At 42.7% G+C, this 24,597-nt stretch carries 26 protein-coding genes and 1 rRNA gene; 18 read left to right on the forward strand and 9 right to left on the reverse strand.

Going from position 1 to position 24,597, the window contains the following annotated elements; genetic code table 11:
* Positions 1-2: 2 nt before the first annotated feature.
* The gene (gene fadB, locus LPA49_RS18910) at positions 3-2,162 is read right to left on the reverse strand and encodes a fatty acid oxidation complex subunit alpha FadB (protein WP_180311261.1); all 2,160 of its coding nucleotides are present in this window, start codon (positions 2,160-2,162) and stop codon (positions 3-5) included.
* 194 nt (positions 2,163-2,356) lie between these two features.
* Here fadB and LPA49_RS18915 point away from each other — a divergent pair, with 194 nt between their 5' ends.
* The 9 genes from LPA49_RS18915 to LPA49_RS18955 all read left to right on the forward strand — a co-directional run bounded on the left by LPA49_RS18915 (position 2,357) and on the right by LPA49_RS18955 (position 10,200).
* Positions 2,357-4,243, forward strand: coding sequence for a transglycosylase SLT domain-containing protein (locus LPA49_RS18915; protein WP_230237487.1), 1,887 nt, complete (start codon positions 2,357-2,359; stop codon positions 4,241-4,243).
* A gap of 98 nt (positions 4,244-4,341) precedes the next feature.
* Positions 4,342-5,664, forward strand: a complete 1,323-nt coding sequence (gene pepQ, locus LPA49_RS18920; RefSeq protein WP_036973676.1) for a Xaa-Pro dipeptidase — start codon at positions 4,342-4,344, stop codon at positions 5,662-5,664.
* Positions 5,665-5,721: 57 nt separating this feature from the next.
* Positions 5,722-6,339, forward strand: a complete 618-nt coding sequence (locus LPA49_RS18925; protein WP_180311262.1) for a YigZ family protein — start codon at positions 5,722-5,724, stop codon at positions 6,337-6,339.
* Between the two features lie 97 nt (positions 6,340-6,436).
* On the forward strand, positions 6,437-7,888 hold the full coding sequence (locus LPA49_RS18930) for a TrkH family potassium uptake protein (protein ID WP_036973674.1): 1,452 nt from the start codon (positions 6,437-6,439) through the stop codon (positions 7,886-7,888).
* Positions 7,889-7,925: 37 nt separating this feature from the next.
* Complete coding sequence (locus LPA49_RS18935; protein ID WP_036973673.1) at positions 7,926-8,588, forward strand: flagellar brake protein; 663 nt, start codon at positions 7,926-7,928, stop codon at positions 8,586-8,588.
* Between the two features lie 470 nt (positions 8,589-9,058).
* Positions 9,059-9,271 (forward strand): EF-hand domain-containing protein, encoded by a 213-nt coding sequence (locus LPA49_RS18940; RefSeq protein ID WP_036973672.1) that lies wholly within the window; start codon positions 9,059-9,061, stop codon positions 9,269-9,271.
* A 64-nt stretch (positions 9,272-9,335) separates the two neighbouring features.
* Positions 9,336-9,548: a calmodulin gene (locus LPA49_RS18945; RefSeq protein ID WP_036973671.1), complete on the forward strand. Its 213-nt coding sequence runs from the start codon at positions 9,336-9,338 to the stop codon at positions 9,546-9,548.
* A gap of 146 nt (positions 9,549-9,694) precedes the next feature.
* Positions 9,695-9,910 carry a calmodulin gene (locus LPA49_RS18950; protein ID WP_036973670.1) on the forward strand — a complete coding sequence of 72 codons (216 nt, stop codon included), beginning with the start codon at positions 9,695-9,697 and terminating at the stop codon, positions 9,908-9,910.
* A gap of 71 nt (positions 9,911-9,981) precedes the next feature.
* The gene (locus tag LPA49_RS18955) at positions 9,982-10,200 is read left to right on the forward strand and encodes an EF-hand domain-containing protein (protein WP_230237489.1); all 219 of its coding nucleotides are present in this window, start codon (positions 9,982-9,984) and stop codon (positions 10,198-10,200) included.
* 90 nt (positions 10,201-10,290) lie between these two features.
* On the opposite strand, the gene trkA is transcribed toward LPA49_RS18955, so the two are convergent.
* From trkA to def, 4 genes are read right to left on the reverse strand one after another with little or no spacing between them, the layout of a single operon-like run.
* Positions 10,291-11,667: a Trk system potassium transporter TrkA gene (gene trkA / locus LPA49_RS18960; RefSeq protein WP_036973666.1), complete on the reverse strand. Its 1,377-nt coding sequence runs from the start codon at positions 11,665-11,667 to the stop codon at positions 10,291-10,293.
* Positions 11,668-11,676: 9 nt separating this feature from the next.
* Positions 11,677-12,966 carry a 16S rRNA (cytosine(967)-C(5))-methyltransferase RsmB gene (gene rsmB, locus LPA49_RS18965; RefSeq protein ID WP_036973662.1) on the reverse strand — a complete coding sequence of 430 codons (1,290 nt, stop codon included), beginning with the start codon at positions 12,964-12,966 and terminating at the stop codon, positions 11,677-11,679.
* A complete protein-coding gene (gene fmt, locus LPA49_RS18970; protein ID WP_180311265.1) occupies positions 12,959-13,912 on the reverse strand; it encodes a methionyl-tRNA formyltransferase in 954 nt (317 codons plus the stop codon). The genes rsmB and fmt overlap by 8 nt, the downstream gene beginning before the upstream one ends.
* A gap of 23 nt (positions 13,913-13,935) precedes the next feature.
* Positions 13,936-14,442: a peptide deformylase gene (gene def, locus LPA49_RS18975; RefSeq protein WP_036973660.1), complete on the reverse strand. Its 507-nt coding sequence runs from the start codon at positions 14,440-14,442 to the stop codon at positions 13,936-13,938.
* 118 nt (positions 14,443-14,560) lie between these two features.
* Between def and LPA49_RS18980 the strand changes: the two genes are divergently transcribed.
* From LPA49_RS18980 to hemF, 6 genes are all read left to right on the forward strand, one after another.
* A complete protein-coding gene (locus tag LPA49_RS18980; protein WP_036973657.1) occupies positions 14,561-15,679 on the forward strand; it encodes a LysM peptidoglycan-binding domain-containing protein in 1,119 nt (372 codons plus the stop codon).
* Between the two features lie 29 nt (positions 15,680-15,708).
* Positions 15,709-16,806 (forward strand): DNA-processing protein DprA, encoded by a 1,098-nt coding sequence (gene dprA, locus LPA49_RS18985; protein ID WP_180311266.1) that lies wholly within the window; start codon positions 15,709-15,711, stop codon positions 16,804-16,806.
* Positions 16,799-17,272, forward strand: coding sequence for a DUF494 family protein (locus LPA49_RS18990; protein ID WP_036973655.1), 474 nt, complete (start codon positions 16,799-16,801; stop codon positions 17,270-17,272). Before dprA ends, LPA49_RS18990 begins: the two co-directional genes overlap by 8 nt.
* A 107-nt stretch (positions 17,273-17,379) precedes the next feature.
* The gene (locus LPA49_RS18995) at positions 17,380-17,949 is read left to right on the forward strand and encodes a type I DNA topoisomerase (protein WP_036973654.1); all 570 of its coding nucleotides are present in this window, start codon (positions 17,380-17,382) and stop codon (positions 17,947-17,949) included.
* 35 nt (positions 17,950-17,984) lie between these two features.
* Positions 17,985-18,551, forward strand: coding sequence for an L-threonylcarbamoyladenylate synthase (locus tag LPA49_RS19000; RefSeq protein WP_036973653.1), 567 nt, complete (start codon positions 17,985-17,987; stop codon positions 18,549-18,551).
* 2 nt (positions 18,552-18,553) lie between these two features.
* Positions 18,554-19,504: an oxygen-dependent coproporphyrinogen oxidase gene (gene hemF, locus LPA49_RS19005; RefSeq protein ID WP_180311267.1), complete on the forward strand. Its 951-nt coding sequence runs from the start codon at positions 18,554-18,556 to the stop codon at positions 19,502-19,504.
* On the opposite strand, the gene LPA49_RS19010 is transcribed toward hemF, so the two are convergent.
* The 3 genes from LPA49_RS19010 to LPA49_RS19020 form a co-directional block, all read right to left on the reverse strand.
* Entirely contained in the window at positions 19,501-19,965 is a 465-nt protein-coding gene (locus tag LPA49_RS19010; RefSeq protein WP_065978268.1) for a hypothetical protein, read from the reverse strand. The two genes, hemF and LPA49_RS19010, sit on opposite strands and share 4 nt — an antisense overlap.
* 66 nt (positions 19,966-20,031) lie before the next feature.
* Complete coding sequence (locus LPA49_RS19015; protein ID WP_074989752.1) at positions 20,032-21,627, reverse strand: methyl-accepting chemotaxis protein; 1,596 nt, start codon at positions 21,625-21,627, stop codon at positions 20,032-20,034.
* A gap of 84 nt (positions 21,628-21,711) precedes the next feature.
* Complete coding sequence (locus tag LPA49_RS19020; protein WP_036973648.1) at positions 21,712-22,143, reverse strand: group II truncated hemoglobin; 432 nt, start codon at positions 22,141-22,143, stop codon at positions 21,712-21,714.
* 41 nt (positions 22,144-22,184) lie between these two features.
* Here LPA49_RS19020 and aroE point away from each other — a divergent pair, with 41 nt between their 5' ends.
* Together aroE and LPA49_RS19030 are read left to right on the forward strand one after the other, a co-directional pair.
* On the forward strand, positions 22,185-23,009 hold the full coding sequence (gene aroE, locus LPA49_RS19025) for a shikimate dehydrogenase (protein WP_180311268.1): 825 nt from the start codon (positions 22,185-22,187) through the stop codon (positions 23,007-23,009).
* A complete protein-coding gene (locus LPA49_RS19030; protein WP_036973646.1) occupies positions 23,006-23,260 on the forward strand; it encodes a DUF1488 domain-containing protein in 255 nt (84 codons plus the stop codon). The genes aroE and LPA49_RS19030 overlap by 4 nt, the downstream gene beginning before the upstream one ends.
* Here LPA49_RS19030 and LPA49_RS19035 read toward each other — a convergent pair.
* The gene (locus LPA49_RS19035; protein WP_036973645.1) at positions 23,257-23,790 is read right to left on the reverse strand and encodes a gamma carbonic anhydrase family protein; all 534 of its coding nucleotides are present in this window, start codon (positions 23,788-23,790) and stop codon (positions 23,257-23,259) included. The genes LPA49_RS19030 and LPA49_RS19035 overlap by 4 nt on opposite strands.
* A gap of 589 nt (positions 23,791-24,379) precedes the next feature.
* Here LPA49_RS19035 and LPA49_RS19040 point away from each other — a divergent pair.
* A 16S ribosomal RNA gene (locus LPA49_RS19040) occupies positions 24,380-24,597 on the forward strand; the annotation flags it as partial.

Genomic DNA, 24,597 nt, shown 5'->3' on the forward strand with positions numbered 1-24,597 from the left:
TCTTATCCTTCCACCTTATAGAATACACGGCCTTCTTCGGCCCATTTGCGAGTTTCATCTGATACTTGGTAAATCGCACCTAGGTGAGCATATTTGTCTGCTGTTGCAACAAAGTTTGCTAAACCAGTTTGATCTAAGTAACGGAATGCACCGCCTCTAAATGGAGGGAAACCAATACCGTAAATGAGCGCCATATCTGCTTCTTGCGGCGACGCTACAATACCTTCTTGAAGACAAAGTAGTACTTCGTTGATCATCGGTACCATACAACGGTCAATGATTTCTTGCTTGTCGAAGTCTTTAGGTGCATCGGTAATAGCACTTAAAAGTTCAACCGCTTTTGCATCGTGTGCCTTTTTCAAGCGACCACGGCGGTCTGGTGCATATTGGTAAAAACCAGCCCCATTTTTCTGACCAAAACGTTTTTCATTAGCAAATACAGAAACGGGATCTTTCTCTTGGCGAGCCATTCGCTCAGGGAAACCATCAGCCATAACGCCAGTACAGTGGTAAGCCGTATCAATACCCACAACATCAAGCAGATATGCAGGACCCATTGGCCAGCCAAACACGTTTTCCATTACTTTATCGACTTTGGCGAAATCAGCGCCTTCAACAACAAGTTTGCTGAAGCCTGCAAAGTAAGGGAACAATACGCGGTTAACAAAGAAACCTGGGCAGTCGTTTACAACAATAGGTGATTTACCTAGTTTTAAGGCGTAATCAACCACTGCATTGATTGTTGCTTCTGATGTCTTTTCACCACGGATGATTTCGACAAGTGGCATTTTTGGCACTGGGTTAAAGAAGTGCATGCCACAGAAGTTTTCTGGTTTTTCAAGCGCTGAGGCTAACTCATCTATACGAATAGTTGATGTGTTTGACGTTAAAATAGTGCCCTCTGGTAGGTCTTTTTCAAGGCCCGATAAAACAGCTTGTTTTACCTTAGGGTTTTCAACAACGGCTTCAACTACAATATCAACACCTTGAAGGTCAGCATCGTTTAGCGTCGGTTTGATTTTACCTAACGTGGCAATCATCTTGTCCATTGCCATGTGGCCACGTTGTACTTTTTTGCCAAGTAATTTAGAGGCTTCGCCCATACCTAAATCAAGCGCATCTTGATTAATGTCTTTCATGACAATCGGCGTGCCTTTATAAGCAGACTGGTATGCAATACCGCCACCCATAATACCTGCGCCTAATACAGCCGCTTGTTTAATTTTAAGCTCGCTGTTTTTGGCTTGTTTCTTCGCTTTACCTTTGATGTATTGGTCGGCTAAGAAAATACCTGTTTGTGCAGCAGCTTCGCTCGTTGCGGCAAGTTTGGCAAAGTTCGTGTTCTCAATTGCCATCGCTTCGGCACGTTCACAGTTTGCCGCTGCTTTAATGGTTTTTACAGCCATAACAGGTGCTGGATAGTGACCTTTAGTCTGACCCATTACCATGCCTTCGGCCATTGCAAAGCTCATACCTTGCTCAACACGGTTCATTTTCAGTGGTTGTAATTTTACTTGTCGTTTTGCTTGCCAATCTAGCTTGCCAGAAATAGCTTGCTCAAGTGTTGCAATACTTGACTCTAAAAGTTTGTCAGTACTAACTACCGCATCAAATGCACCTACTTTGAGTGCATCATTCGCGCGGTTTTCTTTGCCTGTCGTGATCCATGTCATCGCATTATCAGCGCCAATCAGGCGTGGAAGACGAACAGTGCCACCAAAACCAGGCATAATGCCTAATTTTACTTCAGGAAGGCCAATTTTAGCCTCAGTACTAGCAACGCGGTAATCGGTAGCAAGTGCCCACTCACACCCGCCGCCAAGCGCCATGCCGTTTACAGCACTTAACGTTGGGAAAGGTAAATCTTCAATTGCGTCAAAAACGTCTGTTGCATTTTTGATCCATGCAACCAATTCTTCTTGAGGTTTAGTGAAAGTCGGTAAAAATTCGAAGATGTCGGCGCCGATAATAAAGTGATCTTTATCGCTGGTGAACATCATGCCTTTGATATCTGAGTTTGCTGCTAATTCTTTTAATGCCGAAGCGCAATCTTGCAAGGTTTGCTGAGAAAGTTTGTTTACTGAGCCATCAGCACAGAACTTAAACTCGGCGATGTTGTCCTTGATGAAAGCAACTTCAAATGAATCGCTTTTATATAACATTATTATTCTCCCTAGTTTATTAACTAAGACTGGTACGATGAGTTTGCATTTCAATCAGTGTGCTTGCTTTAAAATAAAAATGCAACGAAAAATTTACTGCGCTTTATCGCGATTGGTTAAAATATAGCTGGTTTGCTGCTAAGGTGTAGGGGAAGTTTTTATTATTAATTCTTTAATTTTTGTTAAAGGCCATCATGAAAAAACAATTTCTTGGTTGGACGGCTGCCGCATTACTTTTTCCTTTTTTTGCAGCTGGTGCCAACGATAAACATGACGCTTTTTTAAAAGCTGAAAAAAAGGCGCGGTACGGTAACTATGAAGACATGAAAAAGGTGACAGGGGAGCTTGATCATCCCTTAAAACCTTATGTCGAAAAAGCCTATTGGCAGCGTAACCCAAGTCTGCAACACCAAACTGAAATCGAAAACTATTTAAACGTCTATCAAAATACGCCACTTGAATGGCCTGTTCGAAAAGCGTGGCTTGAATACCTAAAGAAGCAGAATAAAAAAGCGGCGTATATTCGTAATTATCGTGAAACCAGCAATAATGAGCTGACGTGTCCCTATTTAAGCTTTCAATTAGATTTAGGGGCACCTGAAAATGCCATCATGAATCAAGTAAGCGACTTATGGGTGGTCGGTAAATCGCAACCTAAAGAGTGCGATAGCTTATTTTCGCAGTGGAAGAAAAAGGGGTACCAAACTCCTGATCGCGTATGGCAACGAGTCACACTGGCCGCAGAAAGCGGTACGTCGAGTTTATTGCCTTATTTAAAAACCTTATTACCCGAACATGAGCAATATTTAGCTGACTTATATTTAAAAGTTCGCAAAGACCCGAGCGCGTCTGCTGGACTTTACCGCTATAAGAAAAAATCAGCCAAAGAAGGGCAAATTGCGTTGTATGGCGTAAGACGTTTGGTGTGGCGCGACAAAGAACTCGCGCTTAGAGCGTGGGAAAAGATTGAAAAAATGTTCTCCTACACTGACGAGCAAAAGGCTGATGTGTATTACAATTTTGCACTATCTTTAGCATCTAGTGGTCACAAAGAAGCTCGCTTTTGGCTAAATAAGGTGCCGAAAGACCGCCAAACTAGCAAGCTTATGCAGTGGCAATTAGCAAACATGCTTGAGCTACAAGATTGGTCTGGCATTGTGGCTTTTTTTACCGGCAAAGAAAATTTAACGCTAGGGCAGCAATACTGGTTAGCTTATAGCTTGAATCAGCGTGGTGAAGTAGAGCGCGCGCGACAAATTTGGCAAACGGTGGCCAAAGAGCGTGATTACTATGGTTTTCTTGCGTCTGCGCGATTAGGTATACCTGTTAGTTTAAATAATAAAGAGCTGAATATTAGCGATAAACTCAAGCTTGAGGTTGCGAATGCGCCAGGCTTTAAGCGTGCCCGTGCTTTGTATGAATTAGATCGTTTTACTGCAGCTCGTCGCGAATGGAATTATTTAACCGATACCTCAACCAAAGAAGAAAAACTGGCTGCATCAATGCTTGCAGCAGATCTTGATTGGTACGACAGCACTATTTATACCTTGGCACAAATTAAAGAGTGGGATTACGTTGATTTACGTTTTCCGTTCGCGTTTCGGAACTTGTTCGAAAACTACAGTAACCGCAGTCATATCGATGTTGCATGGAGTATTGCCATTTCTCGTCGTGAAAGCTCGTTTGCGCCAGATGCTCGTTCACATGCGAATGCTCATGGCTTAATGCAGTTATTACCTAGCACAGCCAAATATATGAATAAAAGCACGGTGTCACGTAGTGTACTTTATCAGCCTCGTACTAATATTCGTCTTGGTAGTGAATACCTGAAGTATTTGAAGAAGAAAAATCATGGTAATGAAATTTTAGCGACGGCCTCTTACAATGCAGGCTATCATCGCATTAAGCGCTGGCTACCAGAGCAAGCAATGCCTGCTGAGTTGTGGATTGAACTGATCCCCTTCACTGAAACACGTAACTACGTTAAAAATGTGTTCGCTTACAGGCAGGTATATCACACCCGCCTTGGTCGAGATGGTAATGTACTTGCGCCCATTCTCGATATGAAAATGGGTGGCTAAATTAAAATACAAACGAGGCTCATATCCCCCTCAGTTGGGGGTTATGGCCGACTATGATAGACTGCAAGTAAGTTAAATTTACTAGAGATGGGTTTACTATGGATAAATTAGCGGTGTTATATGCCGAACATATTGCAACCTTGCAACAGCGTACTCGTACTATTACTGAACGTGAGGGTTTAGAAGGGCTCGTAATTCACTCAGGCCAAGCTAAGCGTCAGTTCTTAGATGACATGTATTATCCGTTTAAAGTGAATCCGCAATTTAAAGCTTGGTTACCTGTTATTGATAATCCGCATTGTTGGATTGTCGTCGACGGTGCATCTAAGCCGAAGCTAATTTTTTATCGTCCAGTGGATTTTTGGCATAAAGTGCCTGATGAGCCGCGTGATTTTTGGGCTGAGTATTTTGATATTGAGCTTTTAGTACAACCTGATCAGGTTGAAAAACTACTCCCTTATGATAAAGCAAATTATGCATATATCGGTGAGTACTTAGAGGTCGCACAAGCGCTGGGTTTCAGCATTATGAATCCTGAGCCAGTGATGAACTACTTACATTTCCATCGAGCTTATAAAACGCAGTACGAACTTGAGTGTCTTCGCCAAGCGAACCGTATCGCTGTAGAGGGTCATAAAGCGGCGCGTGATACGTTCTTTAATGGTGGTTCTGAGTTTGATATTCAGCACGCTTATCTAATGGCTACACGCCAAAGTGAAAACGAAATGCCTTACGGAAATATCGTTGCACTGAATGAAAATTGCGCCATTTTACATTACACGCATTTCGAGCCAACTGCGCCTCATACACATCACTCATTTTTAATTGATGCAGGTGCAAACTTTAACGGCTATGCTGCGGATATTACTCGTACCTATGATTTTAAAAAGTCAGGTGAGTTTAGCGATCTCATTCAGGTTATGACTGAGCATCAAATTGCCTTAGGTAAGGCATTGAAACCCGGTCTCTTATACGGCGAGTTACATTTAGAGTGTCACCAACGTGTCGCACAAGTACTGAGTGATTTTAATATTGTAAAATTACCAGCTGCTGACATTGTTGAACGCGGTATTACTTCAACGTTTTTCCCTCACGGATTGGGTCATCACCTTGGCTTACAAGTTCATGATATGGGTGGTTTTATGGCTGACGAATCAGGGACGCACCAAGCTCCGCCTGAAGGTCATCCATTCCTTCGTTGCACACGTTTAATTGAGAAGAACCAAGTATTTACGATTGAGCCTGGTTTATACTTCATCGATTCATTATTGGGCGACCTTGCTCAAACCGATAATAAACAGTTTATTAACTGGGAAAAAGTTGAAGAATTTAAGCCATTTGGCGGTATCCGAATTGAAGATAATATTATCGTTCATGAAGACAGTCTCGAAAATATGACCCGTGATCTACACTTAGATTAACGGCGAGCAAAATAGAGTATAGGGGCCACATGGCCCCATTTTTTTAGATAAAACAATATGCCTGAATATCAATACCCGGCCGAACCGGTTTTTTATCAAGAAGAAATAAAGAAAAGTACATTTATAGTGCACATTGCGCATACTCCAGACCTCGCGTGTGCAAAAGCGTTTATTAAAGAAATACAAGATAAATACAGTGACGCGCGTCATAACTGCTGGGCACATGTTGCAGGAAACCCTGGCGGGAGTCATGTTTATGGCTTTTCGGATGATGGTGAGCCCAATGGTACGGCGGGTAAACCCATGCTTAATGTGCTGACAGGTTCAGGCATCGGTGAAATTACTGCGGTAGTAACACGCTACTTTGGAGGAGTTAAGCTTGGTACGGGGGGACTTGTGCGTGCATATGGTGGCAGTTTAAATAACGCTATGCGCGAGCTAAAAACTGTGACTAAAGTACCGAGTGTTGAACTTATAGGGCAAAGTGACTATAGCGCACAAGGTGCAATTGAGCAGTTATTAAAAAGCCAATATCAGGTGTTAAAAATAGACAAGCAATTTGCCGAGAACATTACTTGGCACATTACCATTGATAGCCGCCAAGCAGAGCAGGCAATCACCGATGTACACGAACTTACTCATGGCGCCGTTGAGCTAAAAATGGGAAAAGGATGAGTAAGGAAAATAAATACATAGCGTTTACTTACAATTAAGCCTGTAAGACAATAAACTGTATTAGCTAAATCATTTAATAAGAAAGCGATACGCCTAGATGCAATTTCGTACCATAATAAAAATTCTCGGCCAGCTGGTGGCGTTATTTAGTATCACGATGGTCCCACCGGCACTGGTGTCTTTAATTTATAAAGACGGTGGGGGTGTGCCGTTCGTTCTTGCGTTTATTTTTAGCGTTGTTATTGGTTTAGCTGCATATTACCCAAACCGTCATGAGCATGGTGATTTAAAAGCCCGCGAAGGCTTTTTAATTGTGGTGTTGTTCTGGCTGGTACTTGGCAGCTTTGCTGCTGTGCCTTTAGTGTTCTTACAGGAACCAAACCTATCTCTCGCTGACTCGGTATTTGAGGCCTTCTCGGGGCTGACTACCACAGGAGCAACCGTTTTAACGGGGATTGAATACTTACCCAAATCAGTGCTTTTTTATCGTCAGCAACTGCAGTGGCTAGGTGGTATGGGGATCATTGTATTGGCCGTCGCTGTATTACCGATGCTAGGTGTTGGTGGTATGCAGTTATACCGTGCTGAAACTCCAGGGCCTGTTAAAGACTCGAAAATGACCCCGCGGATTGCCGATACCGCCAAACACCTTTGGTACATTTATGTGTCGCTGACCATCGCATGTACGCTTGCCTATTGGGGAGCGGGTATGGATTGGTTTGATGCGATTTGTCATGCTTTCTCAACCATCGCAATTGGGGGATTCTCTACATACGATGCGTCTATGGGGCAATTTGACAGCCCATTAATAAACTTTATTTGTGTGGTGTTTTTGCTGATTGCGGCGATTAACTTTTCGTTGCACTACGCTGCGGTCTCCTCGCGCAGTATTCGTGTTTACTTGCGCGACCCTGAATTTAAAGTGTTTTTACTTATTCAGTTAGCGCTAGTGATTATTTGTTTTACGGTACTCTCTTCTAATAATATTTATGCAGATGGTGATGAAACGCTCGATCAAGCAATGTTTCAAGCTGTCTCTATGAGTACTACCGCGGGCTTTGCGACAGATAATTTTTCTGCTTGGCCATTGTTCTTACCTATCTTACTTATTTTTTCGAGCTTTATCGGCGGCTGTGCGGGCTCGACGGGCGGCGGTATGAAAGTTGTAAGGGTTTTCCTTCTGTACTTGCAAGGGATACGTGAATTAAACCGCTTAGTTCACCCGCGGGCTATATACTCTATAAAGCTCGGTCGTAAAGCGCTCCCCGATAAAGTGGTCGAAGCCGTTTGGGGGTTCTTTTCTGCTTATGCACTGGTTTTTGTTATTATCATGCTGGCCTTAATGGGCACAGGCATGGACAATATAAGTGCTTTTTCAGCGACGGCGGCGTGTTTAAACAACTTAGGCCCAGGTTTGGGTGAAGTCGCGGCGCATTATGGCGCGATATCTGATACGGCAAAGTGGTTGTTAACAATCGCGATGGTGTTTGGTCGTCTTGAAATATTCACTTTATTAGTTTTATTTACCCCAACATTCTGGCGCGGTTAAGGTTTTATTTGGTTATTTTTCAAGGAGTAGAGAAACAATGCCAAAAACGCAGCAGCAACTTAATTTAGAAAAACTAACCTATATACCCGCAGGGAGTGTGGTCGATGTTGAAATAATAACTGCGACAGAAAGTAAGCGTGTCAAAATTGAATTTATTGGCTTACTTAACGAGCAGTACATCATACTTAACTATCCCCCTGTAAAACGTTTGCCGAATGCGGGTGACTTTATCAAAGAGGGGGTTATGGTGATTGTTCGGGCTGTTTTAGAAAGCGGGGGTGGGCAGGTTATTGCATTTCGTCAGCAGATAAAAGCCGTTGCTTCACACCCTTGTCGATTGATATTTTTACATTTTCCCCAACAAGTACAACTCTTTAGCTTGCGCAGCGAAGCGCGGATCCCCACTTTGTTTCCCGCCAAGCTTGTTATAGATGAACAAGTATATGAAGGCGTAATTAAAGACATTTCACTTGCCGGTGTGCAATTTGAGATTAACAGCGAGGCCGACCTTAGTCATTTGAAAGCACAAGCGTGTCAGGTGGTGCTCAGTAAACGTGAATTTACAGGCAAGGTATGCAGAGTCCGCAAACGAGAGTCGGGCTATCAGTTTGGTGTGCAGCTCAATACCAGTGAAAATGAAATGAACGTCTTTATGAAAGAGCACCTCATAGACCTTTCGGTATTAGAGATAACGAGTTAACGAGCATTGATTCGCCATTTTGCAACAAAATGACTGTTTTTCACTTTTTCTCTAAAAATTAATCAAAAATAATCGATATAAATATATAAAACCCATTTAAATCAGATGATTAAGCGTTAAAAATATTTTTATTTTTTTTGAGGCGTGTTGCCATTCATCTACGGTTTAGCCCCCACACGCAATATTTTCTCTGTTTTAGTGACAAAAAACGGCAGATGTCTCTGTTTTTGCTTTTTTAACTTATTGATTAATAGATAAAAAATTTTCTCACCTCATTGCTTGTTGCTAAAAAGCAACAAAATAACAGCCAGTTTTCCCCTAATTTACTAAAAAACAAACTTAACCTCATGATTTATAGTGTTTTTTAAACTTTGGCATTGAAGTTGAAATAGTTAAAGCGAACACAGAGAAAGTTGATTTAGGAATTAGTCCTCTATCGCAGTTTAGACAACATTGAAGGAATAGTGATTATGAAAACGTTACACAAAACATGTGCACTTATTGCCCTTGTCGCTTCATCAACTGCATTTGCAGCGGTGGATTTTGAAACGCTAGATGTCGATGGCGATGGAGCAATCAGTAAAAGCGAAGCATCTGTAAGCTCACCGTTAATGAGCCAGTTTAAAGAGCTTGATACCGACGGTAATGGCGAACTATCAAAAGAAGAGTTCGCGAAAGCATAATTTCAGTGTAAGGACACATTGAAAAGGACTTCTTACTTAAAGCTACTATTTGAAGGATTACATTATGAACACAGTAAATAAAACATTAGCCCTTGTGGCACTTATCTCTTCATCAGCCGCATTTGCGATGAGCGATTTCGAAACGCTAGACGTTGATGGCAATGGCGTTATTAGCCAAAGCGAAGCATCCGTTGATGCAGAGCTAATGAGTAAGTTTAGCGAATTAGACACTGACGGTAACGGTGAGTTATCAAAACAAGAATTTTCAAAAGCTTAATGAAATTAAGCAAGCCAAGTTATCTAGCTGATTAGTTCTGAGCTGCCAAAGACAGCCTAAATGGATAAGGGAATCCATGACAAAGAACAACCAGGAGCGTGTGATCAGCTAACACTTTTTTAGTTAAATATTGAAGGAATATGATTATGAAGACAGTAAATAAAACACTAGCCCTAATTGCACTTGCATCTTCTTCAGCTGTTTTTGCTGCCACTGACTTTGATACATTGGATGTAGATGGCGATGGTGTGATAAGCAAAAGTGAAGCATCAGTCGACGCAAAAATCATGTCACAATTTAAAACACTGGATGTCGATGGTGATGGCGTACTGACTGAAACAGAATTTTCAGCGGCCGAGTAACAAAGCCAATTTCCACTAAACAGGGATCTCAGAAACGGACTTCACTCTTTTCAAATTTTGAGGCAGTTATTATGAAACACATCAACACAACATTGGCTATTTTAGCATTAGCAACGTCATCAGCAACGTTTGCTCAAGGCGTCAGTTTTTCTACATTTGATACCAACGGCGATGGCGTGATCAGCAAAGAAGAAGCATCTGTAAATATGCAGCTTGAAAAACTATTTCCTGAGCTTGATAGCGATGGTAACGGAGAGCTTTCAAAAGAAGAGTTCGCACAGATTCAATAGGTTCGTAACCAGAGACTCTGGTTAACTACTTTCACTTCAAGAGTCGTAAAGCAGCCGTCATGGCTGCTTTTTTATTTTCATGTTTTTGGTCTATAAGAAAATAGCGCTAACTTGGAACAGCTTTTCAACAACCGTGATGTGTTTCTTGTCGATTAGGAACATGATCACATGGTCACCCGACTGAATCACCGTATCATCATGAGCAATGAGTACATCGTCATTACGCACAATTGCACCAATAGTGGTGCCTGCGGGTAGCTTGATATCGGCAATCGCGCGGCCAACAACTTTCGATGTATGTTCATCGCCATGGGCTACGGCTTCAATTGCTTCAGCTGCGCCTTTACGTAATGAATAAACGTTAACGATATCACCGCGGCGAACATGCGTTAACAGAGCTGAGATAGTCGCTTGTTGTGGTGAAATGGCAATATCTATTTCACCGCCTTGAACGAGGTCAACATAGGCGCCGCGTTGGATCAGCACCATGGTTTTTTGTGCGCCCATGCGTTTAGCAAGCATGGCCGACATAATGTTTGCTTCGTCGTCGTTTGTAACAGCAATGAACACATCAACTTGTTCAATGTGCTCTTCTGAGAGCAGTTCTTGATCAGAGGCGTCACCACAGAATACAACGGTATTGTCGAGTAACTCAGAGAGCTGTGCCGCACGTTCTTTATTACGCTCAAGAAGTTTAACACTGTGATTTTTTTCTAGTGAGCGCGCCAAGCCTGCACCAATATTACCCCCACCTGCAATCATGATTTTCTTGTATGAGCGTTCAAGTTTTTGAAGTTCGTTCATGACAGCACGAATATGTTTTGTTGCGGCGATAAAGAACACTTCATCGTCAGCCTCAATCACGGTTGTGCCGAGTGGTTTAATTGCTTTACCTTGTCGGTAAATTGCTGCTACACGGGTTTCTACATTGGGAATATGTTCTTTCAATGCCGACAGTGCATACCCAACTAATAAGCCACCATAGTAAGCTTTTACTGCAACCAGTGATAACATACCATCAGCGAACTGCAGCACTTGTAAAGCACCCGGATAGTCTATTAATCGACGAATATATTTAGTCACTAAGGCTTCTGGAGCAATGTAGTGATCAACCGGTAAGTCGTCATTATGGAACAGCTTTTCGCGGTACTTTAAGTATTGCTCTGAGCGAATACGCGCAATTTTGGTGGGCGTATTAAAAATACTGTAGGCGACTTGGCAGGCAACCATGTTCACTTCATCTGAACTGGTTACCGCAATAATCATATCGGCGTCTTCTGCGCCTGCGCGACGCAGCACATCTGGGTGAGCACTGTGACCAGTAACCCCCTGTAGATCGTACTTATCTTGCAGCTCGCGTAAGCGGTTACCGTCGATATCAACCACTGTGATCTCGTTTTGCTCACCAACGAGGTTTTCTGCTAATGTGCCGCCGACTTGTCCGGCACCGAGTATGATTATTTTCATAGTGTATTCTTATGAATGTTTTTTAACTAGCTTTGCATAGTAGAAACCATCGCTCTCACCCGGTAGCAATTGCAAGCCAGGTAACGTTGGAGTATCGTTTTCATGCAGTGGTATATGCTCTGCATTGCTGTTGTTAGCAAGAAACGTGGCAACTTGTTGCTGATTTTCTTGTGGTAACACTGAGCAGGTTGCATACACTAACGTACCACCCGGTTTAAGCAGAGGCCAGATACTGTTGAGAATATCACCTTGTAAGTGTGCAAGGTCTTCAATATCTGATGCTCTACGCAACCATTTAATATCAGGGTGGCGACGAATAACACCGGTGGCAGAACAAGGCACATCAAGTAAAATTCGATCGAACTGCTTTTCGTCCCACCAAATATGCGGCTGTGATGCATCGGCACACTGCAAATCAGCGGCAAGGCCAATACGTACTAAATTTTGCTTTACACGCTCTAAGCGTTCACTGTCGCTATCTAGTGCTAATACATCGGCATCAGCAAGCTCCAAAATATGGCAGGTTTTACCGCCTGGCGCTGCACAGGCATCAAGAATCAGCTCATCATCTTGTGGATCTAAAAAACGTGCTGCTAACTGCGCCGCCGCATCTTGAACAGAGCATGCACCTGTTTCAAACTCAGGTAAAGAAAATACATCGCATGGCTTGGCAAGTTTAATACCATCTGGAAAATCAGCATTGAGGCTGTGTTCAATGTCATTTGCTTTGAGCATGTCGCTGTATTCTTGCGTGCTATATTGTGCTTGATTTACACGTAACCACATTGGAGCTTGTTGTTGGTTTGCTTCAAGAATATCTTGCCAGTTATCAGGGTAGGCTGCCGTAACGTGCTTAATAAACCACCCTGGGTGGTTGTATTGGCAAACAGGGATTTGCTTGGCTTTTTCTTCAAGCTCGGCTTGTTCACGTTGGAAACTTCGTAAAATAGCGTTAATTAAGCCTTTTAAACCTAGCGCACGCATTTGTTGTAATGCATTAACGGTTTCACTGATAGCAGCATGCGGTGGAACACGCATATGCTGAAGTTGGTAAATGCCCACATACAGCAAGAACTGGAAAATACGGCGCTTGCCTTTTAGCGGTTGATCTAAAAGTTGCTGACAGTAATTTTCGAGGCTAGGTAAATAACGCAGCACACCGTAGCAAATTTGTTGTAGTAAGGCTTTATCTTTTGGCGATAAACCTTGGCTTGCAAAGGGCAATTCTTGGTTTAACGATGCACCTTTATCAACCACGTTATACAGAGTTTCAGCAGCAAGTGCTCTAACATTACTCATTGTTTTGCCCTAATACTGAGCCAGGTTCAACCCAGTCGCTGCGGCCATTTAAAAAGTCGCTGACTGCCATTGGTTTTTTGCCTTGAGGTTGAAGTAGGGTGATCTTAAGAGCATCTTGACCGCAGGCAACGGTAATACCTTGCTTATCAGCGGCGATAATTTTACCTGCTTCAGCGGTGTGAGAGACGATTTCAGCCTGCCAAATCTTTACCGTTTGACCTGCCATTTGGGTAAAGCAAACAGGCCATGGATTAAAGGCGCGAATATTACGCTCAATTTGTGCTGCGTCCTGGGTCCAATCAATGTTTGCTTCGTCTTTAGAGAGTTTTTTCGCATAATTGGCAAGATTGTCATCTTGTTTTTCAGGTACTATCTCACCGGCAGCAAGGCGGTTTATCGTACTAATGAGCGCATCAGGTCCAAGTGCCGCAAGCTTGTCGTAAAGTGAACTGCTGGTTTCTGCGCTATCGATTGGACAGCGACTAATATGGAGCATATCGCCGGTATCTAAGCCTTCATCCATCTGCATTATGGTTACGCCAGTTTCACTGTCGCCAGCCCAAATTGCACGTTGAATCGGTGCTGCACCGCGCCAACGCGGTAAAATCGAACCATGAACATTTAAGCAACCAAGGCGAGGTGTCTCTAAAACTGCTTTAGGTAGCAATAAGCCATACGCGACCACAATCATGATGTCGGCGTTAAGGGTTTGTAGCTCAGCGAGCGCCTCATCTGACTTAAGAGACTCAGGTTGAAAAACGGGCAAATTATGAGCAACAGCCAGCTCTTTTACTTCGCTTGCTTTTAGTTTTTTACCGCGACCCGCAGGGCGGTCTGGTTGGCTGTACACGCCAACAATGTCATGCTCTGAATCAATCAGTGCTTGTAAATGGCGCGCAGCAAAGTCTGGCGTACCAGCAAAAATAATGCGTAATGGTTGTGTCACAGAAATTCCTATCGATAAACTTATTATTTAGCAGCGAGCTTTGCTTCTTTTTCAAGCTTTTTACGGATACGTTGGCGCTTTAATGGCGATAAATAATCAATAAACAGGGTGCCTTTAAGATGATCAAGCTCATGCTGAATACAAATAGCCAGTAATTCATCAGCATCTAAACTGAATGCTTCGCCATGTTCGTTAAGCGCTTTAACAGTGACTGTTTCTGCACGGTCAACTTTCGCATATGAATAAGGAACAGATAAACAACCTTCTTCGCTCACTGTTGAGCCATCTTTTTGAGTTATTTCTGGATTAATTAATACCAGTGGTTGGTCACGTTCTTCAGAGACATCGATGACCACGATTCGCTGGTGGATATCTACTTGCGTAGCTGCTAAGCCGATACCGTTTTCGTCATACATCGTTTCAAGCATATCTTTGACGATTTGACGAACTTCGTCGTTTACTTCTGGTACTTCTTTCGCGATTGTACGTAAACGCTCATCCGGAAATCTTAAAACTTCTAACCTAGCCATAGTTACCTTTTACACTTGTGATTCATTTAGGGTATTGTATGCTCTTATTTTAGCCATTCGTGTTCACCTTTAACAGGTTTTGGTTGATAATAATCTAAAAACAACACAAGGAAGCCAAATGAGACATCCATTAGTTGCGGCTATGTTAGCCATTAGCTGCGCTTTTACAGCATCTGCTGATGTGTTAACAATAAAAAAAGATGCTCCAAAACAATATGTTGTGAAAAAGGGTGATACGCTTTGGGACATTTCTGGCGTGTATCTCAATGAACCATGGCAATGGCCTGATTTATGGCAAATGAATCCGCAAATTGCTAATCCACATTTAATCTACCCCGGTGATGCGCTCACTTTAATCTACGATAAAGATGGAAATCCGCGTCTCGTGAAGAATGCGCGCTATAAAAAGCTGTCTCCTGAAGGGCGAATAACTCCGAAAGGTAAGCAAGCCGTACCGACTTTACCCCTGGAATTATTGCGTCCTTACTTAAGTTATGAGCAGGCTATTAGCGCGGATGTGATTGCTGAAAAACCGTATATCTTAGGTGCCAGCGTTAATACTAAAATGAACACGATGGATCATATTCTGTACGTAAAAGGGGACTTAAACCTAAATGAAGCGTATGCAGTATATCGTAAAGGCTCTGAGTTAATTGACCCGACTTCACAAGAAGTGTTGGCTAATAAAGCAGAGTTGGTCGCCATTGTGCGTGCATTTAGAAGCGGTGATGTTGCTAATGGGATCCCGGCTTCAGTGAAAATTGAGTTGATTAAACAAGAAATTAGACCAAATGATTTCTTGATGCCAGCAATGGATGGTCAATTGCTGCCGGCATACTTCACAATGAAACGCCCTGATACCACAATGAATGGCACAATTATTTCGTCTGCCACTGAACTTCGTGAATTTAGTACAATGGATATTGTTGTGCTAAATTTAGGGTCAGACCAAGTTAAACCTGGTTTTGTACTTGATATTCAACGTCAGTCTCCAGAAGTGTTTGATGGCGCAAATGGTCCGCGCTATCGCGAAGATTCAACCAGCCTTGAAAAGTTAATCACTGATACGAATGACTTTTTAGGTGTAGAGGCGGACGAAGACAGTAAAGTATGGCATATGCCAAAGGAGAAAGTCGGTGAGCTAATGGTATTTAAGGTTTACGATACCGTCAGTTATGCACTGATTGTAAAAAATCAGCATCCTATTAGAGTTGGAGATTATGCAGTCATAAACTAACTCCTCTGAGGACGCTCTAAGGAGGGAGCATGGAACAGTATTCAGGCAAGCTAGCTCACTGGCTTGCCTTTTATTTATGTAAAGGGATAGGGGTTAAAACCCTTATAGCGCTAAGCCAAAAACACGAACTGAGTGAACTCTTCGCTCTGACTAACGCACAATTGCAGAGTTTAGGCTTAACACAAAGCCAAGCTAATAACCTCACCAATACCGATTGGCATCAGGTTGAACATTACCAAACCCTTATTAAGCAACAGCAATTAACTGTAATTTGTTACTTTGATGATTGCTATCCGCCTTTATTGAAACACATTGCCAGTGCGCCTTTACTGTTATTTTGTTTGGGTAACGTTGCATTATTATCGTCGCCACAAATAGCAATAGTGGGCAGTCGCAATGCAACGCCTACGGGGTCAGAGATTGCCGCTGAGTTTGCGCATCAGTTGTCATTACTCGGTATGACGATAACGTCGGGTATGGCGCTGGGGATTGATGGAGCAGCGCATAAAGGGGCTTTAGCGGGAAGTGGTAATACAATTGCAGTGCTTGGGACGGGGCTTGATATTGCCTACCCTAAACGTCATAAATTATTAACTAAGCACGTGGCAGAACGCGGCTTGTTGGTGTCGGAGTTTTTGCCAGGAACCGCTGCCAATGCGACAAATTTTCCGCGTCGTAATCGCATTATCTCTGGTTTGTCATTAGGGGTATTAATTGTAGAAGCGCAAATAAAAAGCGGCTCTTTAGTCACTGTGCGTTATGCCTTGGAGCAAAATAAAGAAGTGTTTGCAGTACCGGGGTCAATTAAGAACCCTCTCTCAGAGGCGAGTCACTTTTTAATTAAGCAAGGTGCTAAATTAGTTGAAAATGTGAGTGACATTCTTGATGAAGTGAGCTTTTTTTGTGAAAACAGTCTATATAATATAGAACAGCCTATTGCAGATGAACTCGACTGCCCAGTGTTCAAAAGTATAGGGTTTGAGGTAACCAGCGTGGATGTAATAACTCAACGCAGCCAACTACCAATCGATGAAGTACAAGCTCGGTTACTTGACCTAGAGCTCGCCGATAAAGTCGAACGAGTGCTAGATGGTTATATAAGACTTGGAGGACATAAATATGTTTGACATCCTCATGTATCTTTTTGAAAACTATATCCATAGCGAAGCTGAAATCTTCACGGAAGAAAACGAGCTCACCGATGAGTTGGTGCGTGCTGGTTTTAACAAACCTGAAATCTACAAAGCACTTGATTGGCTTGAGCAGCTCGCAGATCTGCAACAAAGTGATGTGTGCCCTTATTTAAATGCGCAGCCACAACATGCTACGCGCATCTACACAGATAGCGAATGCCAAATGTTGAGCACAGAATGCCGAGGCTTCTTAATGTTTATTGAGCAAATCGGTGTCATCAATACAATAACCCGTGAAATGGTTATTGATAGATTGTGCGCCCTTGATAAACCATTTATCCATTTAGAAGATTTAAAATGGGTGGTGTTAATGGTGCTATTTAATGTGCCCGGCTCAGAGCAAGCATATGCGCAAATGGAAGACCTGATCTTTGACGAACCAGCCGACGTGCTTCATTAATGCATTGCCGCTGGCAGAGCATGGTGGCTCGTCGCTTTCGACTTTGCTTGTATCTTTGCTGAGTTTGGGTATATTAAGCGAAAATTAGCCAGCCTCACAGGAATCTTATGAGTAAAATCGACCATTCTCTTTTTTCTGCAGATAAACATGCGTTAGAAAAAGAGTATGAGGTTTGCCCTAAATGTGGTTCTGAATTGGTTATGCGACACTCTAAATCAGGCCCATTTTTAGGGTGCGCCAGTTACCCTAAATGCGACTATATTCGCCCACTTGCTCATCATGACAGCCAGCAAATTAAAGTACTCGAAGACAGTGCATGTCCCGAGTGTACTAGACCACTTGTGATCAAGAATGGTCGTTACGGTATGTTTATAGGGTGTACAGGTTACCCTGACTGTCACTACATAGCGCATGATGAAGATGCTGACGATGCACCCACTTTGCCCGCGTGCCCTAAGTGTAAAAAAGGGCAGTTGGTTGCGCGTAGCAATAAATTTGGCAAGACCTTTTATTCCTGTGACTGCTACCCTCGATGTAAATACACACTGAACCATAAACCCGTTGCTCAGGTCTGCCCAGCGTGCCAGTGGCCTGTTATGACTGAAAAGAAAATGGCCTCGGGTGTTGTGCTACAATGCCCTCAGAAGTCGTGTATGCACAAGCTTATAGAATCTTAATACACTCGTTATTTGCTTAAATTAGGAGAGTTTCTTTGTCTGATCCTGTTGCTCAACCTGCCAATGCCATTGATGCATTACAACAAGGCGGTGTGATTGTTTACCCAACCGAAGCAGTATTCGGTCTTGGCTGTGACCCTGATAATCAAGCTGCTGTAGAAAAGCTACTAGCAATCAAACAACGCCCCGTTGAAAAAGGCTTAATTTTAATTGCTGATAATTATGGTCAGTTATTAAAGTATGTTGATGATGCTAAGATCCCGATGGATAAACGTGCTGATATTTTTTCGCAGTGGCCGGGTGCAATTACATGGGTCATGCCAGCGGCAAAAGAGACACCTAAGTGGTTAACAGGCCAGTTTGATAGTATTGCTGTACGTGTCACTAATCATCCAACTGTTAAAGCCCTTTGCCAGCAGTTTGGTAAACCAATGGTTTCAACCAGCGCAAACTTAACCGGCCAGCCTACAGTGATGAGTATTACGCACGCTAAAAGTGAGTTCGCTGATCGTGTTGATTTTTATGTCGATGAGCCACTCGGTGGCAATAGTCAACCTAGTGTGATTAAAGATGCAATGACCGGCAAAGTATTCAGAGGATAAACATGCAAAGCGAGCTACTCCAACACGTAAAAACATACCTAATGGCCCTACAAGATAGCATTTGTAAGGGCCTTGAAAACGCCGATGGCAAAGCAAAATTTGTTGAAGATAATTGGCAGCGCGAAGAAGGCGGCGGTGGTCGTACGCGGGTGATTCAAGGGGGAGATGTTATTGAGCAAGGAGGAGTCAACTACTCGCATGTATTTGGTGCTTCAATGCCAGCATCAGCGACGGCTCATCGTCCAGAACTTGCTGGTCGTAGTTTCCATGCGTGTGGTGTATCGCTGGTGATCCACCCAAAAAACCCACACATTCCAACTAGTCACGCTAATGTACGCTTTTTTATTGCTGAAAAAGATGGGGAAGCGCCTATCTGGTGGTTTGGTGGTGGTTTTGATTTAACACCTTATTACCCTGTTTTTGAAGACGTACAACATTGGCACCAAGTTGCGTATGATTTATGTCAGCCGTTCGGTGACGGTGTTTACGATAAATATAAAACCTGGTGTGATGATTATTTCTACTTAAAGCACCGCAGTGAAACTCGCGGAGTAGGTGGTTTATTTTTTGATGACCTAAATGAGCTTGGCTTTGAGCAAAGCTTTGCTTTCATGCAAGCAGTTGGTAATGGGTTCTTAGACGCTTATTTACCTATTATTGAGCGTCGAAAAGAGACACCAACAACAGAGCAACAGCGAGATTTTCAACTTTATCGCCGTGGCCGTTATGTCGAATTTAATTTAGTGTGGGACCGAGGCACCTTATTTGGTTTACAAACCGGCGGGCGTACAGAGTCTATTTTGATGTCGATGCCACCATTAGCACGCTGGGAATATAACTATGCACCTGCGGTGGATAGCCCTGAAGCGAAGCTATATCAATATTATTTACGCCCACAAGCATGGCTTAACACAACAGAAGAAGCGCTTATTGCTCGTCAGTGGCAGCTTTAATCGAGTGCTGAAATAACTCTAAACAACTTTGCGTTGTCATTATCTACGGTGGTGACAACGTTTGTTCTGCTTGGCAGCTCTGCCAAAATGCTAAATAAAATTTCGCTTTTCAAAATAGCCAGCTCATGCTCAGAAGTCTTAATGGGAGCACTGATTTGCGTTAGACACTTTGTGTTATCACACGCATAAAAGTCGAGCTTCACTTCATAAAATTCAGGGTGCTGAATCAATGTGTCAAAGCCTTTTATAATGAGCTGTTCATAATCATCACTTTTAGTTGTTTTATCTGAAGTAAGCAGTGAGTTGGCAATAAACTGAATATCATCGTGGTAAAGCAGGTCGTTTGAGTAGGCCGTTTCAGTGAAGGGATGTGAATCTCGAGAGAATGAAGCATACAAAACGGCAATAAGCCCAGCACACACTAAACCTGCACACACTAAAAGAGTAGGGGGATATTTCATTTAAACGTCCATATCTGTCGCGAAATAGTGTTCTCTACTCTATCAGTTGTGCATAAAATGCGCAATTTAGCTTAATTTAAAACGCCTTACTTGCTCATCTAAAGAGCGTGCTAACGACACTAACTCTTCACTGACTTTTTGATTTTCATGGGCATCAACCAAGGAATGTTCGGCATTATCACTAATCGCGACAACACTTTGGTTTATTTCTTCTGCGGCTAAATTTTGCTGCTCTGTGGCATCGGCAATTTGCACGTTGAGTTGGTTTATTTCACTCATCTGTGCAGAGATATCACGCAGTGCTTTTGCCACTTGTTTTACTTGCACAGCCCGTTCATCGGCTTCTGCACTCGAATTATTCATGGTATTGACCGTTTGTGCCGCCTCGTGTTGTAACTTATCAATAGTGCGGCGAATTTCGTCTGTTGAGTCGTGTGTTCTATTCGCCAACGTTCTTACCTCATCAGCAACAACCGCAAAGCCTCGTCCAGCTTCACCTGCACGTGCCGCTTCAATGGCTGCATTCAAGGCCAGTAAATTGGTTTGCTCGGCAATGCTGCTGATCACTTCAAGAACTTTACCAACATCGAGGGTTTGCGCTTGCAATTGTGATACTTGATCTGCGGCTGCTCTTACATCTGCTGCAAGCTGATTAATACTCAGCTCGGTGTGTTCCGCTACTTCTAAGCTTTGCTGTGCAAGTTGGTTACTGTGTTCTGATTTTTCAGACGCAAAGTGAGTGGTATTTTTCACTTCACTTGATGAGCTTTCAAGTTCATTTATCGCAGCAGCCACTGAGTCTGTGCCTTGTTTTTGCTGCAAGATGGCTTGCTCTGTGGCGTCGGCCGAAGCATAGATGCTCTCGGCAGAGTGGATCAGCACTTTAGATGAATGCGACACTTGCGCAATGTTGTCTTTAAAGGCGCTAATCATGTGGTTAAAGCTGGTGGCCAATGAACTTAACTCGTCATTGTGGTCATCATTAATATTGAGGCTCAAATCTTTATTGGTGGTTGCTAAATGCATGGTATGACTGATGATTTTTAATCGTTTTATAAAAATCTTTCTGAATAACATGGCCAGTAGCATAAAAGCAGCAATAAAAATGGTTGATAACAATAAAGTATTCATCAAGGTGTTTTGTGACACTTCATGCTCAATATCAGCCAGTGAATAACTGATTTTTACCACCCCAAGAACATCACCTTCCTGTGCTTGATGGCACCCTAGACAGTTCGTGCCTTTATAATCACGTGTTGCAAACATGGGTTTTAAGTAGGTCATGGTGCTGTTGTTTTTATCGATATACAGCGCTTCGGTGCCTTTTAATGCATCGCGCTCAGCGTCAGTATTCGCTGCTTGGTTCGCATTTCCGGGGCCGTAGAGCTTATTAACAATAGCGCTGCGGATAATGTGCGCGTCTTCAATGTTTTCATGGCTTCTTAATTTATTACTCAGAATTTCTCTGTTTGCCATTGTGCCTGTTAACATCATGGTATTGATAGAGTCAAAGTAGTTATCGGCTAGTAACTTAATATTACTTTCAACGGTATCTTGCGCGAGGGCTTGTTGCTGCTGAGCACTGCTAAATATGCTGGCAAATAAGACCAGCACACCAGTAATTGCAAGCAATGTATAAATTTTAAATTGGATAGACTTCACTTGACGACGCTTCCACTAAACTAAGGAAAGAGTATTATCTTTATTTAGAAAAAGCGTATATTGATATAGCTCAAGCTTAGCTAATTAATGTTGATTGATCATGTGGCTGGCAAGTTGTGAAAGAGACTGTCTTAACCCTTCACGCAATAAAGGATTATCGATTTCGATATCCAGCGTTTTATTCATACAATACATCCATTGATCACGTAGATCTTGATCAATTGGGAATGGCATGTGACGCTTTCTGAGCATCGGATGGCCGTATTTCTCTACGAAGAGATCGGGGCCGCCTAACCAACCGGAAAGAAATTCAAAAAACACTTGGCGAATTCTATCAAGTGGTTGTGGATGCATATCATATAATGGTTTGGCGTATTCATCACAGGCCATTATGTCGTAGAATCGGTTTGCAATGGCACGAGCACCGGCTTCACCACCAATAATTTCGTAAGGTGTTTTTTCTGGCGTGGGTGTTTCAGGCTCTGCTTTCGATTTAGAAAAAAGTCGTTTAATCATAATATTAATAAAGCTCTACAAGGCAAAGAGGTTGCTTCACTATGGATAAATACGCGGTTTTTGGAAATCCAATAAAACACTCGAAATCACCCGCAATACATAAACAGTTTGCGACCTCATTAGGTGAGCAAATTGATTACAGCGCCATTTTAGCACCAACCGATGCATTTGAAAAAACCGTATCACGCTTTTTCGCTGCGGGTGGCAAAGGTGCTAATGTTACTTTGCCTTTTAAAGAGCAAGCGTATGCAATGGTTGATGAGCTAAGTGAACAAGCGAAAGTCGCCGGTGCGGTAAATACGATTAAACGCCTTGACGATGGTCGTTTATTTGGCGACAACACTGACGGTATAGGTTTAGTGAAAGACTTACTGGCCAATAATGTCACGTTAAAAGCAAAACGGATTTTGTTGATTGGTGCCGGCGGTGCAGCACGTGGCGTAATTCAACCTCTTTTAAATGAGCGTATCGCGACGTTGATCATCGCGAATCGCACTGCCGAAAAAGCACATATGTTAGCTTCTATTTTTGAAGAGCAAGGAGATGTTAAAGGGTGTGCTTTAGATGAAATACCGAATGAACACTATGATATCGTGATTAATTCTACTTCGAGCAGTGTTACAGGTGACTTACCCGGTATTGCTCAAGAGCATGTCGCTCACTGCTCATGTGCCTATGATATGTTTTACGCCAATCACGCCACCGCATTTATAAGCTGGGTTAAAGCCGTTAATCCTAGCTGTATTACACTGGATGGCAGTGGCATGTTGGTTGGACAAGCCGCACAAGCTTATTATATATGGCGTAATAAAATGCCAGAAATACTGCCCGTGGTTGCTGCATTAAAAAGTGGAGAACTCGCATGAACCAAGCGATTCAATTTATAGATAGAGTTGAATACAAGGCACAAGACAAACTGCTTGTGTTTTATGCGCAAGTTAGTGGAATGATGGTCGAGTGTGTTATCGACACGGATAAATATGATTTTGCTGATCAAAGCGGCGCGATCAATTACTTTGAAACACACCGCTTTGACTATGAAGAACTGGCCGAGCAATTAATAGAAGACGAGCAGTACAACTCGGCAGGACAAATAGTATTAACAGAGGTCTTTTAACTCTCTGCTATATATTCATCTTTAAGTTGCACATAATTGTCAGCAGATAATGTTAAAAAGGCCCGCTCTTGCTCAGTGAGAGGGCGAGCCTGTTTGACAGGGCTTCCGACATATAAGTAACCAGACTCTAACCGCTTATTCGGGGGGACTAATGAGCCTCCACCAATAATTACATCGTCTTCAACGATAGCGTTATCCATAACAATGGCACCCATGCCAACAAGAATACGGTTGCCTAGTTGGCAGCCATGTAACATCACTTTATGTCCAACAGTGACATCATCACCAATAATAAGTGGATAACCGTCAGGGTTTGACTTACTTGCTCGGGTAAGATGAAGAACACTGCCATCTTGAATATTAGTACGCTCACCGATGCGTATATAGTTAACATCACCACGTGCTGCAACTAAAGGCCACACACTGCTGTCTTTGCCAAGCGTGATATCACCGACTAAAACGGATGATTCATCAATATAAACACTGTTATCAAATGTAGGAGTGATCCCTTTATAAGAACGGATAGTCATAAATTCACCTTAAATCGTCAAAATGCGCTAGCTCTAGTGTAACAGTGAAGTAAGAAAATTCACTAAAAGGCGCTAAAGTTGATTGTTAAACACTCAGTTTTAGGGCGTTTAGCTCAAAAGCTGAGCGAACAGTGCGTTTTTTTAAATTTTATTGAAAAAGTGCTTGCGTAAAAAATCCATCTCCCTATAATGCGACCCCACTGAGACGGGAGACAGCAACGAAAGACGCTGAGCAACGTAGCAGAGAGTTAAGTAAAACTTCGGTTTTAAATCTTCAAAAGAAAGTTTAAAATTAAGTGTTGACTCTAAAAAATAAGGATGTATTATACGCATCCCTAGCGACGAAGTCGCACTGTTCTTTAACAATATAAAGCAATCATCTGTGTGGGCACTCGTACAGATTGAGTTCTAACAGTCGAGCTACTTAGGTAGTAAGACAAACAAATTTAGAGTCTCAATTTAAACTGAGTGACCAACGGAAATAAGTTTACTTATTTCAGCACAGTCAATTCAATATCGAAAGATGTTAAATAAATTCAGAATTCATTGAGCATGTCCGCTCCCTTATGGGAAGGACAGAAAAAACTTTTAATTGAAGAGTTTGATCATGGCTCAGATTGAACGCTGGCGGCAGGCCTAACACATGCAAGTCGAGCGGTAACAGAGAGTAGCTTGCTACTCTGCTGACGAGCGGCGGACGGGTGAGTAATGCTTGGGAATGTACCTTATGGTGGGGGACAACAGTTGGAAACGACTGCTAATACCGCATAATGTCTTCGGACCAAAGCGGGGGACCTTCGGGCCTCG

Source organism: Pseudoalteromonas sp. MB41 (genome assembly GCF_020966275.1).
GTDB classification, from domain to species: domain Bacteria; phylum Pseudomonadota; class Gammaproteobacteria; order Enterobacterales; family Alteromonadaceae; genus Pseudoalteromonas; species Pseudoalteromonas lipolytica.